This window comes from Pseudomonas sp. GW821-FHT09E12, from assembly GCF_059416085.1.
In genome coordinates this window covers 300,929-316,966 of sequence record NZ_JBWKOM010000002.1, presented here as the reverse complement: position 1 = coordinate 316,966, position 16,038 = coordinate 300,929, and the positions used below count along the sequence as shown (strand labels likewise).

15 protein-coding genes and 1 pseudogene are annotated in these 16,038 nt (G+C 64.5%); 7 read left to right on the top strand and 9 right to left on the bottom strand.

What is annotated here, in order from left to right; all coding sequences use genetic code 11:
- Positions 1-95 precede the first annotated feature (95 nt).
- From AC07PQ_RS06540 to AC07PQ_RS06520, 5 genes are all read right to left on the bottom strand, one after another.
- Positions 96-893, bottom strand: a complete 798-nt coding sequence (locus tag AC07PQ_RS06540) for a transglutaminase family protein (RefSeq protein WP_007925070.1) — start codon at positions 891-893, stop codon at positions 96-98.
- Entirely contained in the window at positions 890-1,840 is a 951-nt protein-coding gene (locus AC07PQ_RS06535) for an alpha-E domain-containing protein (RefSeq protein WP_007925069.1), read from the bottom strand. The genes AC07PQ_RS06540 and AC07PQ_RS06535 overlap by 4 nt, the downstream gene beginning before the upstream one ends.
- Positions 1,841-1,843: 3 nt before the next feature.
- A complete protein-coding gene (locus AC07PQ_RS06530) occupies positions 1,844-3,253 on the bottom strand; it encodes a circularly permuted type 2 ATP-grasp protein (RefSeq protein WP_007925060.1) in 1,410 nt (469 codons plus the stop codon).
- A gap of 1,064 nt (positions 3,254-4,317) precedes the next feature.
- Entirely contained in the window at positions 4,318-4,815 is a 498-nt protein-coding gene (locus tag AC07PQ_RS06525; RefSeq protein ID WP_493185079.1) for a P-loop nucleotide/nucleoside kinase family protein, read from the bottom strand.
- A gap of 70 nt (positions 4,816-4,885) precedes the next feature.
- The gene (locus tag AC07PQ_RS06520) at positions 4,886-5,659 is read right to left on the bottom strand and encodes an ArsR/SmtB family transcription factor (protein ID WP_493185080.1); all 774 of its coding nucleotides are present in this window, start codon (positions 5,657-5,659) and stop codon (positions 4,886-4,888) included.
- Between the two features lie 81 nt (positions 5,660-5,740).
- Here AC07PQ_RS06520 and AC07PQ_RS06515 point away from each other — a divergent pair, with 81 nt between their 5' ends.
- From AC07PQ_RS06515 to AC07PQ_RS06505, 3 genes are all read left to right on the top strand, one after another.
- Complete coding sequence (locus AC07PQ_RS06515; protein ID WP_493185081.1) at positions 5,741-6,883, top strand: cytochrome P450; 1,143 nt, start codon at positions 5,741-5,743, stop codon at positions 6,881-6,883.
- Positions 6,883-7,230 (top strand): antibiotic biosynthesis monooxygenase family protein, encoded by a 348-nt coding sequence (locus AC07PQ_RS06510; protein WP_087088066.1) that lies wholly within the window; start codon positions 6,883-6,885, stop codon positions 7,228-7,230. The genes AC07PQ_RS06515 and AC07PQ_RS06510 overlap by 1 nt, the downstream gene beginning before the upstream one ends.
- Before the next feature lie 91 nt (positions 7,231-7,321).
- The gene (locus tag AC07PQ_RS06505) at positions 7,322-8,296 is read left to right on the top strand and encodes an alpha/beta fold hydrolase (protein ID WP_493185082.1); all 975 of its coding nucleotides are present in this window, start codon (positions 7,322-7,324) and stop codon (positions 8,294-8,296) included.
- A 2-nt stretch (positions 8,297-8,298) separates the two neighbouring features.
- On the opposite strand, the gene dmeF is transcribed toward AC07PQ_RS06505, so the two are convergent.
- The 3 genes from dmeF to AC07PQ_RS06490 all read right to left on the bottom strand — a co-directional run bounded on the left by dmeF (position 8,299) and on the right by AC07PQ_RS06490 (position 10,094).
- On the bottom strand, positions 8,299-9,255 hold the full coding sequence (dmeF, locus tag AC07PQ_RS06500; RefSeq protein ID WP_493185083.1) for a CDF family Co(II)/Ni(II) efflux transporter DmeF: 957 nt from the start codon (positions 9,253-9,255) through the stop codon (positions 8,299-8,301).
- A 14-nt stretch (positions 9,256-9,269) separates the two neighbouring features.
- Positions 9,270-9,542 (bottom strand): metal/formaldehyde-sensitive transcriptional repressor, encoded by a 273-nt coding sequence (locus tag AC07PQ_RS06495; RefSeq protein WP_053260665.1) that lies wholly within the window; start codon positions 9,540-9,542, stop codon positions 9,270-9,272.
- A gap of 213 nt (positions 9,543-9,755) precedes the next feature.
- On the bottom strand, positions 9,756-10,094 hold the full coding sequence (locus AC07PQ_RS06490) for an FKBP-type peptidyl-prolyl cis-trans isomerase (RefSeq protein WP_037034481.1): 339 nt from the start codon (positions 10,092-10,094) through the stop codon (positions 9,756-9,758).
- A 269-nt stretch (positions 10,095-10,363) separates the two neighbouring features.
- Here AC07PQ_RS06490 and AC07PQ_RS06485 point away from each other — a divergent pair.
- Together AC07PQ_RS06485 and AC07PQ_RS06480 are read left to right on the top strand one after the other, a co-directional pair.
- A pseudogene (locus AC07PQ_RS06485) lies at positions 10,364-10,657 on the top strand (S-type pyocin domain-containing protein); the annotation flags it as partial.
- A 313-nt stretch (positions 10,658-10,970) separates the two neighbouring features.
- Positions 10,971-11,327, top strand: a complete 357-nt coding sequence (locus AC07PQ_RS06480) for a DUF6572 domain-containing protein (protein WP_277588454.1) — start codon at positions 10,971-10,973, stop codon at positions 11,325-11,327.
- A 98-nt stretch (positions 11,328-11,425) separates the two neighbouring features.
- On the opposite strand, the gene AC07PQ_RS06475 is transcribed toward AC07PQ_RS06480, so the two are convergent.
- Positions 11,426-13,069 (bottom strand): ABC1 kinase family protein, encoded by a 1,644-nt coding sequence (locus AC07PQ_RS06475; RefSeq protein ID WP_493185084.1) that lies wholly within the window; start codon positions 13,067-13,069, stop codon positions 11,426-11,428.
- 276 nt (positions 13,070-13,345) lie between these two features.
- Between AC07PQ_RS06475 and AC07PQ_RS06470 the strand changes: the two genes are divergently transcribed.
- Both AC07PQ_RS06470 and AC07PQ_RS06465 read left to right on the top strand, forming a co-directional pair.
- Positions 13,346-13,942, top strand: a complete 597-nt coding sequence (locus tag AC07PQ_RS06470) for a LemA family protein (RefSeq protein ID WP_007925037.1) — start codon at positions 13,346-13,348, stop codon at positions 13,940-13,942.
- Between the two features lie 24 nt (positions 13,943-13,966).
- A complete protein-coding gene (locus AC07PQ_RS06465) occupies positions 13,967-15,919 on the top strand; it encodes a M48 family metallopeptidase (protein WP_493185085.1) in 1,953 nt (650 codons plus the stop codon).
- Positions 15,920-16,038 lie beyond the last annotated feature (119 nt).

Here is a 16,038-nt window from a genome sequence, read left to right as displayed (position 1 = left end):
CAGAGAGCACAGATGATGGGCCACGCAGGGCTACTGCGCCCCAAGGGGTGGGCATGCCGGGGCCGGCATGCCCGATAGTGCGGGAAAGGTCGCGGCTACTGGTGCTGGACCTGGAACATCGAGTTCACCTGGACCCGCGCCAGCATGTGTTCGGCGCCACCGCCGCGACGCATGCCACGCACCGGGCAGGCGTCGAGGTAGTCGAGGCCGACCGCCAGCTTCAGGTGCCGCTCGGGCCGCGCCAGGCGGTTGGTCACGTCGAAGCTGTACCAGCCGCCGTCGATCCAGGCCTCCGCCCAGGCATGGCTGGCCAGGTGGTTTTCGTCTTCGGTGCACAGGTAGCCGGAGACATAACGCGCGGGAATCCCCAGGCCGCGGGCGCAGGCCAGGAATGCATGGGTGTGGTCCTGGCAGACCCCGACCCGGCCGGCGAAAGCCTCGGCCGCGGTGGTGTCCACTGTGGTCGCGCCCGGGCTGTAGACCATGTGCGCGGCCAGGGCATGCATCAGCTCGATCAGCGCCGCGCGGTCGCGCCGGGTGCCGCAGTGCTGCGCGGCAAAGGCGCCGAGGGCGGCGTCGGCCTTGGTCAGCGGGCTGCTGCGCAGGAACGGCAGCGGCGACTGGCTGTCGTGTTCCACCTCCCGGGCCTGGTCGATTTCCACCTGGCCATAGGCGCTCAGGACCAGGGCGCCATGGGGTTCGTCCATGGTCAGCACGTGCAGGATATTGCCGTAGGGATCGAGCTGGCTGCGCACCAGGCGCGGCAGTTCCAGGTGCCACTCGAGGATGTGCTGGCGCTCGCTGTTCTGCGGGGTCAGGCGCAGGAACTGGATGCTGGTGCAGACTTCGTCGGCGTAGCTGTAGGTGGTGTCGTGGCGTATGGAAAGTTTCATACAACCTCCAGATAGGATTCGTGGACGGTCTGCCCCAGGTGACGGATCTGCGCGATGAAATCGCTCAACCACAGGTGCAAGCCCGACGCGAGGATCTCGTCGATCCCGGTGTAGCGCAGGCGCGCATTCAGCTCGGCGGCCAGACGCTGGGCCGGACGGCCGTTGTTGCCCGGCAGGCTGGCGAGGATCTGGTCCAGCTCCTCGACGCAGGCATGCAGCGAGCGTGGTACGTCGGCGCGCAACAGCAGCATCTCGGACACCTGCTCGGCCCCCGGCGCGTTGCGGTAGATCTCGTTGAACGCCTCGAACGAGGACAAGGCGCGGAGCAAGGCGCTCCACTGGTAGTAGCCACGGGCCGAGTTGTCGCTGACCTCCTCCGACTCCTCGCCGAACATTTCGTAGCGCGCGTCCAGCAGGCGCAGGGTGTTGTCGGCCCGCTCGATAAAGGTGCCCAGGCGAATGAAGCAATAGGCGTCGTTGCGCATGATGGTGCCCGAGGTCGCGCCACGGAACAGGTGCGAACGCTCCTTGACCCACTCGCAGAAATGGCTGATGCCGTAGCGTCCCAGGCCGCTCTTGGCGATGTTGCGCATCTCCAGCCAGGTGGCGTTGATGTTTTCCCACATGTCGGCGGTGATGCGCCCGCGCACCGCGTGGGCGTTGGTCCGCGCCGCCCGCAGGCAGCAATAGATGCTGCCGGGGTTGGTCTCGTCGAGAGCGAAGAAGTGCAGCATGCGCTCGGTGTTCAGCTCGCCGTAACGCTGGTTGTAGTCGTCCAGGGTGCCGGCGGCCAGCAGCGACATCGCCAGCTCGGCGTGGCCGTCGCTACGCCCCGCCTGGGGCATCAGCGACAGCGAGTAACTGACTTCGAGCATGCGCGCCAGGTTCTCGGCGCGCTCCAGGTAACGGGACATCCAGTAGAGGTCTGCAGCGGTTCTTGAAAGCATCGGTCAATCCTCCACGACCCAGGTGTCTTTGGTGCCGCCGCCCTGCGACGAGTTCACCACCAGCGAGCCTTCGCGCAAGGCCACGCGGGTCAGGCCGCCCGGCACCAGGCGGGTTTCGCTGCCCGACAGGACGAACGGACGCAGGTCGATATGCCGCGGGGCGATGCCGTTCTCGACAAAGGTCGGGCAGGTCGACAGGCACAGGGTGGGTTGGGCGATATAGGCCTCGGGGCGGGCCTTGAGCCGGGCGCGGAAGTCTTCGATCTCCGCCGCGGTGGCCGCCGGCCCTACCAGCATGCCGTAGCCGCCGGAGCCCTGGGTTTCCTTGACCACCAGGTCCGGCAGGTTGGCCAGTACGTGGGACAGTTCCTCGGGTTTGCGACATTGCCAGGTCGGCACGTTCTTCAGGATCGGTTCCTCGCTCAGGTAGAAGCGGATCATCTCGTCGACATAGGGGTAGATCGACTTGTCGTCCGCCACCCCGGTGCCCACCGCGTTGGCCAGCACCACGTTGCCGGAACGGTAGGCGGCGATCAGCCCGGGCACGCCGAGCATGGAATCGGGGTTGAACGACAAGGGGTCGAGGAAGGCGTCGTCGAGGCGGCGGTAGATCACGTCCACCGCCTGGGCACCGGAGGTGGTGCGCATGAATACGCGGTCGTCGCGCACGAACAGGTCGGCACCCTCCACCAGCTCCACGCCCATCTCCCGGGCCAGGAACGCATGCTCGAAATAGGCGCTGTTGAACCGCCCCGGGGTCAGCACCACCACCGTCGGGTTGTCCAGCGGACTGGAGCTTTTCAGGGTATCGAGCAGCAGGTTCGGGTAGTGGTCGATGGGCGCCACGCGCTGCGCGGCGAAGAGTTCGGGGAACAGGCGCATCATCATCTTGCGGTCTTCGAGCATGTAGCTCACGCCGCTGGGGGTGCGCAGGTTGTCTTCCAGCACGTAGTAGCTGCCGTCGCCGTCACGCACCAGGTCGACGCCGGAGATGTGCGAATAGATATTGCGGTGCAAATCCAGGCCGCGCATCGCCACCTGGTAACCCTCGTTGGCCAGCACCTGCTCGGCCGGGATGATGCCCTCCTTGAGAATGCGTTGCCCGTGGTAGATATCGGCCAGGAACAGGTTCAGGGCCTGGACCCGCTGGATGCAGCCGCGCTCGACGTTCCGCCATTCGCTGGCCTTGATGCTGCGCGGGATGATGTCGAAGGGAATCAGCCGTTCAGTGCCTTGCTCGTCACCGTACAACGTGAAGGTGATGCCAGCGCGGTGGAACAGCAGGTCGGCTTCGCGCCGACGCTGGTCCAGCAGCTCCACGGGAGTGTCCGCCAGCCAGCGGGCGAACTCCTGGTAATGTGGGCGGCAGCCACCACTCGCATCATACATTTCGTTAAAAAAAGCACGGGACATACCCCAACTCCTCGCCGTGGTTTAAACGGCTTTTTTATTTAAACTCTCTGTTTCAATAAATCGGGCCTTACGCTGTGCGATAGAAACTGTTCTGTTGAGCACCTCATTGTGCGGCTTGAATATTCCGCTCGATGCTGGCGGAAATACCCCCACTTATTGACGCCAGTTGTCTGGCGAAACTTCCCGTATGGATTTTCGGCAATGGAGCGCCCGCGATGACGTCCATTGGTTGTGGAACTCGTCACCTCCTTTTTCGTTTTAATGTGAACTTTCAATCTGAAAGTTTTCCGAAACTTCGACAGCACCCTTCACTGGAATCCGAAGGCTGTTTATCTGCTGTAGCAATCGCTGTGCCCAAACCCCGCCTCCTTGCGAATAAAGTCCCCAAGGGTGAAAAAACGCCCGCTTGACAGCATTTTTCACTCAACCACGGGGCCCCACCCCTGGTTGACGCTGAAACGTTTTATCCGGAAAGCCGCCTGAACGGCTTTGCACAACACTGGCGCGAACGAAAAAAGTGCAGAAACTGTCGAGGAAGGTTTTTTTGCCCTGACACGGGGATTTTTGGCAAAGCAGTTGTTATCGCTTTGCATAAAGCAAGAGTTGACGCGGCCTGCCGAGAGAAAGAACAGCGCACCATTAGCGGTCCGGAAAACGCACCAACGGCGAACGAAACACCCAATAGCGCCAACTATTGGCGCAATTTCAGCTTTTCGCCAGCGCTAGTTTGTAAAAGTGTCGGACAGGATTGAACCGGACATTTCCGACTGTGCACGGTTCGCGCCCGAAGGAATAACATTCGCCGACGTTATCCGCCGAAGTCTTCATTCCACTTTTTATTGATTCAGTGCAATCAGCCAGGATTTATCGCCGCCCTACCCCTACCACCGAACCTGTAGGAGCGCAGCTTGCTCGCGATGCAGGCACCATGGTGAATCAGGCACGCCGCCATCGCGAGCAAGCTCGCTCCTACAGGGATTCGCGGATAAATAGCTACTCGCACACAGCGTAAAATGTGTAGGAGCCAGCTTGCTGGCGATCCAGGCGCCGCGGTGGGTCAGGTACTACAAGGTTTCCAGGTGTTCGACGATGATCCGCACCGCCTCCGCCGGCGACGACAGCGAACTGTCCAGCATCAAGCGCTCGCCGCTCCAGGCCTGGTAATCGTGATCGAGCACCGACTGCCAGCTGGGTGGGCGCAACCCGGGTACATCCGCCTCACGGTTTTCCACCCGGCGCCGATGCTCGGCGACGTCGGTGCAGACCACCTCGATATTGAGCAGCGGGCTCTGCTCGGCCTCGGCTATGCCCTGCCAGGCCTGGCGGCTCTCGGCGACCGGATTGACGCAATCGGCCACCACCCGGTTGCCCAGGGCCAGGTTGCTGCGGGCCAAGGCATTGGCGATGTCGTACCCGGCCTTGCCGACTTCCGCCAGCCCGCCGTTGCGCAGTGCCTGCTCGATGTTGTCGATGCGCAGATAGGTGGCCCGCAGATGGCTGGCCAGGGCCCGGGCGATGGTGGTCTTGCCGCTGCCGGGCAGGCCACTGAAGACGATAAGCATGCTGAAGACTCCAAGCCAGGACTGCATTCGGAGGCTGACGACAATGTCAGCCATGGGTTTGTGGACCGGCCTACGAAGCCTGGGTAACGGCCGGGCGACCCGGTTTGGCAACGCTCCTGGCACGCGGGGCCGAGCTGTCCGGCTCTTCGAGCTGGACGTCGAACCGACTGGCGATCTCCTTGCGCCCCAGGGCGGTCAAGCCCAGCGCCCGGCTGTCCAGGTCCTGGGTCAGCCATTTGCGCCGGATCGCCTCCTGCAACAACGCCGCCCCCAGCGCCCCGCCCAGGTGCGGGCGGCGCATGCTCCAGTCCAGGCACGGGCAGGCAAAGCGCCGGCGCAGGCTGGCCAGAGCTTGCACATCGATACCCAGCCCAACAAAAAACCCTTCGCCGGCCGGGCTCAGAACGTACTCCTGGGCGCCCTCCTGCGGCTCCTGCAACCAGCCGGCCTCGAGCAGGCGGTCATGCAACTGCACCGCCAGGGTGCCGGCCATATGGTCGTAGCAGGTGCGGGCGAACTGCAGGCGGTCCGGGGTGCGTGGGCTGAACACGGGCGTGGCGTTGCGGCCGATCACCATCAGCGCTTCCAGGGCCTGGGCCACGCGCTTGTCGGCGAGGCTGTAGTAACGATGGCGGCCCTGCACATGCAGGCGCACCAGGGCCAGTTCCTTGAGCTTGCCCAGGTGCGCGCTGGCGGTGGAGGCGCTGACATCGGCGATCGCCGCCAGCTCGGTGCTGGTGCGCGCGTGGCCGTCCATCAGCGCGCAGAGCATTTTCGTCCGCGCCGGCTCGGCAATGGCCGCGGCGACCTGGGATACGGCGTTGTCGTGCTGCTGTGCATTCATATTTCGCTCCCGAACGAATCGTGCCCCTCGCAGGTTGCCGATAGTAGCAACACTTCTCCCCCGCGAATAAGGCCGCCCATCATGGACCCGATCACCGCCGTCACCCACGCCGATCCCTACCCTTACTACGCCAGTCTGCGGGCCCGGGGCGGGCTGGCCTTCGACCCCGGACTGGGGATGTGGCTGGCCAGCAGCGCCGCAGCGGTGGCCGCGGTGCTGGCCCATCCCGAGTGTCGGGTACGTCCTGCGCACGAGCCAGTACCGCGGACGATAGTCGACGGCGCTGCCGGTCAAGTATTCGGCCGCCTGATGCGGATGAACGACGGTGAGCGCCAGCGTTGCCCCCGGGCCGCCATCGAGCCGGGCCTGCAACAGGTGCATGCCGAGGAAGCCAGCCAGCGGGTCGCCGCCCTGCTGCTGGGCCTGCCAAGCGATACCGCGGCCAGGCTGCATGACTGCCAGTTCCACTTGCCGGTGGCGGTGGTCGCCGGGCTGCTGGGCTTTGCCGCGCATCAGTTGCCAGCAATTGCCGAGCTGACCCGGGACTTTGTCGCCTGCCTGTCGCCAGCCAGCGACCGGGCACAACGGGATGCCGCCCACCGGGCAGCCGGACAGCTGACTCGACGCTTTGAGGTTCTGCTCGATCAGCCACCCGCCAGCCCGCTGTTGCAGCGGATCGTCAACGGCTTCGGCGCTCAGGACCGTGACAGCCTGATCGCCAACCTGATCGGCCTGTTGTCCCAGACCTTCGAGGCCAGCGCCGGGCTGATCGGCAATACCCTCTGCGCCCTGCTGGACGATCGCCGGTTGCTCGCGGACCTGCGGGCGGCCCCTGAGCGGGTCGCCGACCTGCTGGCCGAAGTCCAGCGCCACGATCCGCCGGTGCAGAACACCCGGCGCTTCGTCGCCGCCCCTTGCAGCATCGCCGGGGTGACGCTGGAGCCCGGCGCAGTGGTGCTGGTGCTGCTGGCCTCGGCCAATCGCGACCCGCAGTTGAACCCGCAGCCGGATCGCCTGCTGCTCGAACGCGAGGCGCGGCGCAGTTTCAGCTTTGGCAGCGGTCGCCACCAATGCCCCGGCCAAGAGTTGGCCCTGGCCACAGCCGGCGCGGTGGTCGGTGCACTGCTGCGGCAATCGACCCTCGACCAGCCCATCGCCTGGACCTACAAACCCTCGCTCAACGGGCGCATCCCCTTGTTCACTAGCCTGCCGGAGTCGCACTGATGATCGCCGTGATATTCGAAGCCCTGCCCCGCCCGGAACATCGCCAGCGTTACCTGGACATCGCCGCCGCGCTGAAACCGCTGCTGCTGGAGATCGACGGCTTCATTTCCATCGAACGTTTCCAGAGCCTGAGCGAGCCGGACAAGCTGCTGTCCCTGTCGTTCTGGCGCGACGAGCAAGCGGTCGAAGCCTGGCGCACCCTGGAACGCCATCGCACGGCCCAGGCCCTGGGGCGGACCCAGGTGTTCGCCGACTACCGGCTGCGGGTCGCCGAGGTGGCGCGCGACTACGGGCTGACCCGGCGCGAGCAGGCGCCGGCGGACAGCCGCCGGGCCCATGCCGGGTAACACTGCTGGGCGCCTATTCGACCAATGAATGGTGCTCAGAGGGTCAGCGGGCTTCTGCTAGGGTCATGCCTGGACTCGGGAGGACACGCTCATGAGCCAGATCACCCAACATGCCCTGAAGCTCAATGGCATCGAGCTGCACCTGCATGCCGACGGCCCGCTGGACGGCCCGCCGGTGTGGCTGCTGCATGGGTTTCCCGAGTGCTGGTATTCGTGGCGCCGGCAGGTCGCGCCGCTGACGGCCGCCGGCTACCGGGTGCTGATCCCGCAGATGCGCGGCTACGGCGACAGCAGCGCCCCCGAGGAGGTGGCGGCCTATGACGTGCTGACCCTGTGCGCCGATATCCAGCAGTCGATGGATGCCCTGGGCCAGGAGCAGGCCTGCATCGTCGGTCACGACTGGGGCGCGGTGGTGGCCTGGCACCTGGCGCTGCTGGAGCCGCAGCGGGTCAAGGCCCTGGTGGCCCTGTCGGTGCCGTTCGCCGGCCGCCCGAAACGCCCGGCCGTGGAGATCATGCGCGAGCTGTTCGCCGAGCGTTTCAACTACATCCTGTACTTCCAGGAACCCGGCGTCGCCGAGCGGGAACTGGACGCCGACATCGACCGCAGCCTGCTGCATTTCATGCACGACTGCGAACGCCTGCTGGATGAAAAAAGCCCGTCGGCCCTGCTGTTCGAGGGCATGCCTGCGCGCCACTCACCGCCCGCCTGGTGCACGCCAGAGGATTTTGCGGTGTACCGGCGCACCTTTACAGGGCGAGGTTTTCGCGGCGCCTTGAACTGGTACCGCAACTTCGAGCGCAACTGGCAACGGACCGAACACCTGGGCGAATGCCAGGTGAGCCAACCCACCCTGTTCATGATCGGCGACCGCGACCCGGTGGGCCAGCTGGAAGCCCGCACGATGGAGCGCATGCCCGGCAAGGTGCCGCGCCTGGAACAGCATCGACTGGCGGATTGCGGGCACTGGATCCAGAGTGAAAAGGCCGAGGAAGTCAATCTGCGGCTGCTGGACTTTCTTGGGAGAAACTACCCCTGCCCGCCTGCGGTGCAGACAGGGGCCTAGCGTTACAGGCTGCGATATTCGAGGGTGAGGTGCGACAGTTCGTGGACCGGCGCCAGGCGCTGGCGGATGGTCTCGGCACTGACGCCAGCGGCCGCCACCACACTAACAATCGCCGCCCGCGCCTGCGGGCCGACCTGCCACACATGCAGGTCGGTGATACGCGCATCGCCGGCGGCTTCCACCGACTGGCGAATCTCGCCGGCCAGTTGTTCGTCCGTGGTGTCGAGCAGCACCGCCGCGCTGGACTTCATCAGGCTATACGCCCAACGGGCGATCACCACCGCGCCAACGATGCCCATCACCGGGTCGAGCCAGACCCATCCCAGGTAACGCCCCGCCAGCAACGCGGCGATGGCCAGGACCGAGGTCAGGGCATCGGCCAGCACATGGACATAGGCCGAGCGCAGGTTGTTGTCGTGGTGATGGCCATGCCCGTGTGAATGCTCGTGCGGATGCTCATGAGCCTGCTGATGAACGTGGCCGTGGCCGTGATGGGCGTGACCGCCGGAAAGCAGCAAGGCACTGACGATGTTCACCAGCAGCCCGGCCACGGCGATCACGGTCGCCTCGGTGAAGGCCACCTGGGTCGGCTGCAACAGCCGCAGCAACGACTCACCGGCAATGCCGATGGCCACCAGGCCGAGGATCAGCGCCGAGGCGAACCCCGCCAGGTCGCCGACCTTGCCGGTGCCGAAACTGAAGCGTGCATTGTCGGCATTGCGCCGGGCGAAACCGTAGGCCGCCGCCGCGATGCCCAGGGCCCCGGCGTGGGTTGCCATATGGAAACCATCGGCGAGCAAGGCCATGGAACCGGTGAGATAACCGGCGGCGATTTCGCCAATCATCATGACGAAGGTCAGCGCCACCACCCACAGCGTGCGCCGGGCGTTTTCATCGTGGGCGGCACCGAGGAAGTGGTGGTCGTGGGTCAAGGCTGCCGCGGGCAAGGTCGGGCGCATGGTGTGGCCTCCAGTCAGGAATAACGGCGAATGGCTTCGAGTAGTTCGTTCACGCCCTTGGCCCGTTCGGCATCGCTGAGTTCAGGATGGGCCACATGCTCCAGGGCATGGGCCTCGATGATTTCCCCCATCAGGCCGTTGATCGCGCCCCGGGTGGCCGCCACCAGGTGCAGGGTCTTGGCGCACTCCGCGCCGGACTCCAGGGCCCGCTCCACGGCCTGCATCTGGCCCTGGATGCGCCGGACCCGTTTGAGCAGATCGTCTTTCTGTGCGTGCGTGTGCGACATACCCATACCCCCTATACCTATATGACGCTTATCCTGGCCGATGCCACGGGCCCACGTAAGGGCTTGATGACACCGGTCGTCCGCCACTGCATGTCGATCACCCACGGCCCAGCCCCGCCAGGCGAAGCACGGAGACACGATTTCAAAGAGGGATTTACCGAGGAAGGTCGCGCCCAGATCAGGCAGATCTCCTGACCTGGGCGATGGGCGAAATCAATCGTCGCGGGTCAGGACTTCCAGCAACTCGATCTCGAACACCAGATTGGAGTTCGGCGGGATCTTGCCCATCGACCGCTCGCCATAACCCAGGTGCGCCGGCACCAAGAGCTTGCGCTTGCCGCCGACCTGCATGCCCATCAGGCCCTGGTCCCAGCCTTTAATTACCCGTCCGGTGCCAATCACGCACTGGAACGGCTTGCCGCGCTCCCAGGACGAATCGAAGGGCGTGCCGTCTTCCAGGAAACCGCGGTACTGGGTGGTGATCAAAGCGCCCTTGACCACCGCCTTGCCCTCGCCCACTTCGATATCGATCACCTGCAACGAATCGCTCATCCACTCACTCTCTATTGACGGCAGCCGGCAGTGGCCACCGAAGGTGCGGAAAATAGCAAATTTTCGCCCTCGCGACCTGTAAGGCATGCTCCTGGAGGGGGCTGAGGCAGAGCACATTATCGATGCCTCCTGGCCCAGCCACCATCTTTCAGATTGTCCCTACAGACCCTCCATAGCCAAATCCAATAGCGTCCCTAAGCCAACTGCAAATGCTCTTCGCTCCCCCTCTGACGGGGGCTTCTTTATGGACAATGTGGACGCGAACACGGATGAGTGGCTACGTACCGAACACCCCGAAGGGCTATCGCAACAAGGGTATAGAGCCCGTCGATCTGGGCGCCCAACGCTGGGCGCAATACCCGGACCTGCCACCGAAGGCAGAAGCCAAGCCCCAGACAGCTGGGTGCACTTTTACCAAGCCCTGAAAGCTCCCTGATGGGGTTATCAACTACGCAACTCGTGTCATCCCCACCAATGCCATCAGCGAATACGGGCAGCTCGTTTTGCTGGGCGGACGCGAAGCGGATGCAACAGGGAAAATCCCTCTCCAGCAAATCAGTGGTTTTGAAGATGCCAAATATGATGAGCTCAGCCAGCCCCAACCCGAGCTTGGCCGAGAAGTGACGATCAAGACCAAAAGCGGAGCCCGTACAAGGCTCGACATGCTGGGACGTGATGCTGATGGCAAACTTTCCTGTATCGAGTGCAAATCATCAGACACAGCACCACTGACCAAGAATCAGAAAGTTGCTTTCCCTGAAATCGAAGAAAGTGGTGCAATAGTTGTAGGCAAAGGGAAGCCGGGGTTCCCCGGTGGTACTGAAATCCCACCAACCAAAGTCGAAATTATTCGACCAAAGCCCTGAGGGAACAGACATGTCTATTACGAATCCGCAGGTAATCGATATCTGGGTCATCCCCACCTGGGAGCCCAATAACATTGTGCTGATTATCTCTGACCACCTTGAATGGGGCGACAAAGTCCAACAAGGCGAACATCTGCAACTACTACAAGACAAGATCAACACATATGTTGCTTTCATTGAGAGCGGGGAAATCTACACTGAGATTCCGGGTGCACTTGGTAAGTCCCCCATCATTCGCATCAATGGACTGCATGAACTACCAGAGCAAGGTGAGCTCTTCATTGATCGTGCTACTGAGGTGCTGAAAGAGGTTGGTATTGGACTAGAGTTCGTGCTTGATGAAAACGAGACAATACGCAACATGTGAACAAGGGCCACGCCCAAATGAAAGACAGCGGCACCAATGTCGATCGGTTGAAAGAGTGCCAATGGGATCTGGCAAAGCCCTGATCCCCCACTCCCCCCTCAAGACCGCTTGAACAAACTCCAGACAAACGCCACCACCCCACCCACAGTCGCCACTACCGCCAGCCAGCCCACCACCGACAACCCCTGCCAGGCCGGGCCGGCCGCGGCGATCTGCGGGCCGAAGGCGATCAGCAGCGCGCTGATCAGCAGGGCCAGGGACAAGCGGGTGGAGGCCAGGCGCAGGGATTTTTCCAGGCGCTCGATGCCCGGCATGTCGAGGCGCAGGTCGACCACGCCATGTTTCAGGCGGTTGATCAGCAGGCGGGTCAGTTGCGGCAGTTCCACGGCGACGCCACGGCCCAGCTCCAGGCCGTCGAGGCCCAGGCGGCGGGCGAGTTTCCAGCTGAACTGTTGCTTGAGCATCTTGCTGATGGCCGGGCGCGCGGTGGCTATCAGGTCCAGTTGCGGGTCGAGCCGGGTGAGTACGCCATCGGCAGTGATCAGCGCCTTGAACAGCACCAGCAAGTCAGCCGGCAACAACAGCTGGTATTCGCGCATCAGGCCGAGGAAGTCCTCGATCATCGCACTCATGTTCAGCGCCTTGCCGCCGTGTCGGCCCATGAACTCCCGGGCGGCCTGTTCGATGGCGGACAGGTCGCGCACCTGCTCGCCGCTCCAGTCGATCAGCACCGCCACCAGCGCTTCGGTACTGCCTTCGGTCATGGCCCGCATGAAGCTCATGACCTCCAGGCGCCGGCGTTCGTCGAGGCGCCCGACCATGCCGAAGTCGATGAAGCCGACCCGATTGTCGTCCATGGCCCGCAGGTTGCCGGGGTGCGGGTCGCCGTGGAACAGGCCGTCCTCCAGCAGCATCTTGATGAACGCCTGGGCCCCGCGCTGCGCCAGCAGGCTCGGGTCCAGGCCCTGCTCGATCAGGGCCTGGCGTTCCAGCGGCGTGTGACTGGGCAGAAATTCCTGGACCAGCAGGCGCTCGCTGCTGTGCAGCCAGTGGATACGCGCAATGGCGATCTGCGGATGCTCGGCGAAATTCGCCGCCACTGCGTCGCAGTGCTGCCCCTCCTGGGTGAAGTCCAGTTCTTCGAGCATCGCCCGGGCCAGTTGCCGGACCATCTGCCGTGGCTGGTAATGGGCCAGGGTGGCGTTCTCTTCCACCAGCATCGCCACGCCTTCCAGCAATTGCAGGTCGGCGCTCATCTTGCGCCGCAGGCCGGGGCGCTGGACCTTGACCACCACCGTCTCGCCACTGAGCAGGCGCGCGCGATAAACCTGGGCGATGGAGGCCGCGGCCAGGGGCTCGCTGTCGAACTCGGCGAACACCTGGTCCAGCTCGCAGCCCAGGTCGTCGCGCACCTGATCTTCCAGCTCGCTCCAGGGCAAGGTCGCGGCGCCGCTGTGCAACGCCTCCAGCTCGCTGATCCAGTGCGGCGGCAGGATGTCGCTGCGGCTGGCGAGGATCTGCCCGAGCTTGATAAAGGTCGGCCCGAGCTTTTCCAGGGCCAGGCGCACCCGCTGCGGCGTCGAGTCCTGCGGCAGCGCTTCACCAGCGGCTGGCGACTCGCCCAGCAGGCGCCCCAGGCCCAGGCGCAGCAAAACGTCCTGGGCACCGAAGGCCGCCAGCACGGCGACAATCTGATGCACCCGCTTATGGTGTTTGAGTGCCGTCCAGGTGGGTTCGAGCATGGTCGGGATGATCCTTCACAAGGTGACGCCCGCGGCGTGGCTGGCGGGCCCAGGGTTGGGTGGCGCGCCTGCCGCAGACTCCGGGATCGACGACACGCCATGCAAGGTCCGACCACAGCAGCCGGCAATCATTCACAACGCGCTGGCGCCGATTGCGCCTGCGCGTGCGAGGCGCTGCCGAAGAGCGCAGGCCGACAGTTCCCCATGGCTGCGCCCGCCATGAATTCGGTTACCATGGCGCCCCCCTGAAATCCGCACGCCGATAAGGACATCCGTATGGCTGTTTCAACTATTGTGATTCTGCTCGTTCTGGCCCTGCTGGTGATCTACGTCATCACCGTCTACAACGGCCTGGTGGCCCGCCGGAACCGCTTCAAGAACGCCTTCGCGCAGATCGAAGTCCAGCTCAAGCGCCGTTACGACCTGATCCCCAACCTGGTGGAAACCGCCAAGGCCTACCTCAAGCACGAGCGCGACACCCTCGAAGCCGTGACCGCGGCGCGCAATGCCGCGCTGGCGGGTCTCAAGGCCGTCGCGGCCGAGCCCGGCAACCCGCAGCACATGGCGCAACTGGGCCAGGCCGAAGGCGTACTGTCCAGCGCCATGGGCCGGCTGAACCTGAGCATGGAGGCCTACCCGGACCTCAAGGCGTCGCAGAACATGCAACAGCTGAGCGAAGAGCTGACCAGCACCGAAAACAAAGTGTCCTTTGCCCGCCAGGCCTTCAACGACACGGTGATGGATTACAACAGCTACAAACAGAGTTTCCCGCCGGTGATCCTGGCCGGCCTGTTCGGCCATGGCGCCGATGCCAGCCTGCTGCAATTCGCCGACAGCGCCCTGATCCAGGAAGCCCCCAAGGTCGCGTTCTAACCTTCTGTCACCCTGGATGGTCCGATGAATTTTTTTGAACACCAGGCCCGGGCCAAACGGCGTACCGGCACCCTGGTGCTGCTGATGATCCTGGCCGTGCTGTGTCTGGTGGCCGTCACCAGCCTGGCGCTGAACCTGCTCTGGCTGCAATTTCTCAAGGAGATGAAGCAGTCGCCGAGCTTCGACTGGCACCTGAGCGCGATGATCGCCGCGGTGGTGTTCCTGGTGGTGATCGGCAGCAGCATGGGCAAGCACGCCGAACTCAAGGCCGGCGGCAAGGTGGTCGCCAAGCGCCTGGGTGGCCGGCTGATCAACCTGCACCCGGACGGCCTGGAAGAACAACGGCTGCTCAATGTGGTCGAGGAAATGGCCCTGGCCTCGGGCACGCCGGTGCCACAGGTGTACGTGCTGCCCGATGCCGGGATCAATGCGTTCGCCGCCGGCTTCACGCCACAAGAGGCGGTGATCGGGGTCACCCGCGGCGCCATCATGGTGCTCAACCGCGAGGAACTGCAGGCGGTGATCGCCCATGAGTTCAGCCACATCTACAACGGCGACATGCGCCTCAACACCCGGCTGGTGGCGATTGTCCACGGCATCCTGGTCATCGGCCTGACCGGCGAGGCGATGGCCGAAGGGGTCAACCAGGCTGGCCGGCTGGCGCAAAACCGGGTCGGCGGGCTGGCGATGTGGAGTGGCCTGGCGCTGATCCTGCTGGGCTCGGTCGGGACTTTTTTCGGCAATCTGATCAAGGGCGCCATCAGCCGCGAGCGCGAGTTCCTCGCCGATGCCTCGGCGGTGCAGTTCACCCGCAACCCGGCCGGCCTGGTCGGCGCGCTGAAAAAAATCGGCGGTTACGCCGCCAGCTCGAAACTCGACAGCGCCTTCAGCGCTGAATACAGCCACCTGTATTTCAGTGAAGGGGCCACCCTCTCCGTCTACGGCCAGTCCGCGACCCATCCGCCCCTCTCGGCGCGGATCCGGCGCCTGGAACCCGGCTGGGACGGCCGCTTGCCCACCGTCGAAGCCATCGAACTGCCGGCCGAACCCGCCCGCTCCGGCCTGGACAGCTCCGGGGTGTTCAGCCGCCAGTCGCAAGCGACCAGCGCCCTGGTGTTCGACCTGAATGCGATCAAGCAGTCGATTGCCAGCATCGGCAGCCCGAACGCGCAACATCTGCTGGCGGCACAGGCAACGCTGGTCAGCCTCGACCCGGCGCTCCAGCGCAGCGCCCACAGCACCACCGGTGCCCAGGCGCTGGTCTATGGCCTGCTGCTGTCCGCCAACGACTCGATGCGCAGCCGCCAACTCGCGCAGCTGGACACCAACAGCCCCGCCGAGGTCTTCGGTTGCCTGCAAGCCCTGCAAAAACAACTGGCGGCCCTCGACCCGAACCTGCGCCTGCCGCTGCTGGACCTGTCGATACCGGCCCTGCAGCAGCTGGACAAGCAAGCCTGCAAGCTGTTCATGGACAACCTGCGACAACTGATCGACGCCGACGATCAGGTCGAGCTGCTGGAGTGGACGCTGCTGCGCATCGTGCAACGCAATGTCGAAGGCCTGCCGGCGCCCGAGTACAAATGGGGGCTGTTCCAGCGCAGCGAAGAACTGGCGGTCCTGCTCGGCGCCCTGGCCAGTGCCGGGCAAAAGACCGCGCAGCAGGCCCAACTGGCCCTGGCCCATGCCTGGAGCGGCCTGCCCTTCGCCCAGCCACAACCGGCGGAGGTCGACCTCGAACACCTGGATGCCGCCCTGGTGCGCCTGCGCCAGTTGATGCCCGAGGAACGGCCGACGCTGCTGCAGGCCATGGCCCGCTGTGTCTGCTACGACGGCCAGGTCACCGTGGCCGAAGCCGAGCTGATGCGCGCCGTGGCCGATGTGCTGGATTGCCCGATGCCGCCGCTGCTGTCCCCCGCTGCCCCACCGCCGGCATCTGCCCAGACGTCTGTAACATCCCCCCAGACCGCCACGCTCTGAGCGCCGGCCAGCTATCCCTGCCCGGCGGCTGACGCCAGCCCGGGCAGGCTTTATTCTCCCCCCGGGGAACCGATGGCTGCCGCCGTTGCCTGAGGCGCAACCATCGTTTTTTACGCGTC

What these genes read in the sequence shown, in the direction of transcription:
- AC07PQ_RS06495 (WP_053260665.1), bottom strand. Translation starts at nt 9,542, where the DNA reads ATGTCGCACACGCACGCACAGAAAGACGATCTGCTCAAACGGGTCCGG.
- AC07PQ_RS06520 (WP_493185080.1), bottom strand. Translation starts at nt 5,659, where the DNA reads ATGAATGCACAGCAGCACGACAACGCCGTATCCCAGGTCGCCGCGGCC.
- AC07PQ_RS06535 (WP_007925069.1), bottom strand. Translation starts at nt 1,840, where the DNA reads ATGCTTTCAAGAACCGCTGCAGACCTCTACTGGATGTCCCGTTACCTG.
- AC07PQ_RS06490 (WP_037034481.1), bottom strand. Translation starts at nt 10,094, where the DNA reads ATGAGCGATTCGTTGCAGGTGATCGATATCGAAGTGGGCGAGGGCAAG.
- AC07PQ_RS06530 (WP_007925060.1), bottom strand. Translation starts at nt 3,253, where the DNA reads ATGTCCCGTGCTTTTTTTAACGAAATGTATGATGCGAGTGGTGGCTGC.
- AC07PQ_RS06480 (WP_277588454.1), top strand. Translation starts at nt 10,971, where the DNA reads ATGTCTATTACGAATCCGCAGGTAATCGATATCTGGGTCATCCCCACC.
- AC07PQ_RS06465 (WP_493185085.1), top strand. Translation starts at nt 13,967, where the DNA reads ATGAATTTTTTTGAACACCAGGCCCGGGCCAAACGGCGTACCGGCACC.
- AC07PQ_RS06515 (WP_493185081.1), top strand. Translation starts at nt 5,741, where the DNA reads ATGGACCCGATCACCGCCGTCACCCACGCCGATCCCTACCCTTACTAC.
- AC07PQ_RS06475 (WP_493185084.1), bottom strand. Translation starts at nt 13,069, where the DNA reads ATGCTCGAACCCACCTGGACGGCACTCAAACACCATAAGCGGGTGCAT.
- AC07PQ_RS06505 (WP_493185082.1), top strand. Translation starts at nt 7,322, where the DNA reads ATGAGCCAGATCACCCAACATGCCCTGAAGCTCAATGGCATCGAGCTG.
- AC07PQ_RS06510 (WP_087088066.1), top strand. Translation starts at nt 6,883, where the DNA reads ATGATCGCCGTGATATTCGAAGCCCTGCCCCGCCCGGAACATCGCCAG.
- AC07PQ_RS06525 (WP_493185079.1), bottom strand. Translation starts at nt 4,815, where the DNA reads ATGCTTATCGTCTTCAGTGGCCTGCCCGGCAGCGGCAAGACCACCATC.
- AC07PQ_RS06540 (WP_007925070.1), bottom strand. Translation starts at nt 893, where the DNA reads ATGAAACTTTCCATACGCCACGACACCACCTACAGCTACGCCGACGAA.
- AC07PQ_RS06470 (WP_007925037.1), top strand. Translation starts at nt 13,346, where the DNA reads ATGGCTGTTTCAACTATTGTGATTCTGCTCGTTCTGGCCCTGCTGGTG.
- dmeF (WP_493185083.1), bottom strand. Translation starts at nt 9,255, where the DNA reads ATGCGCCCGACCTTGCCCGCGGCAGCCTTGACCCACGACCACCACTTC.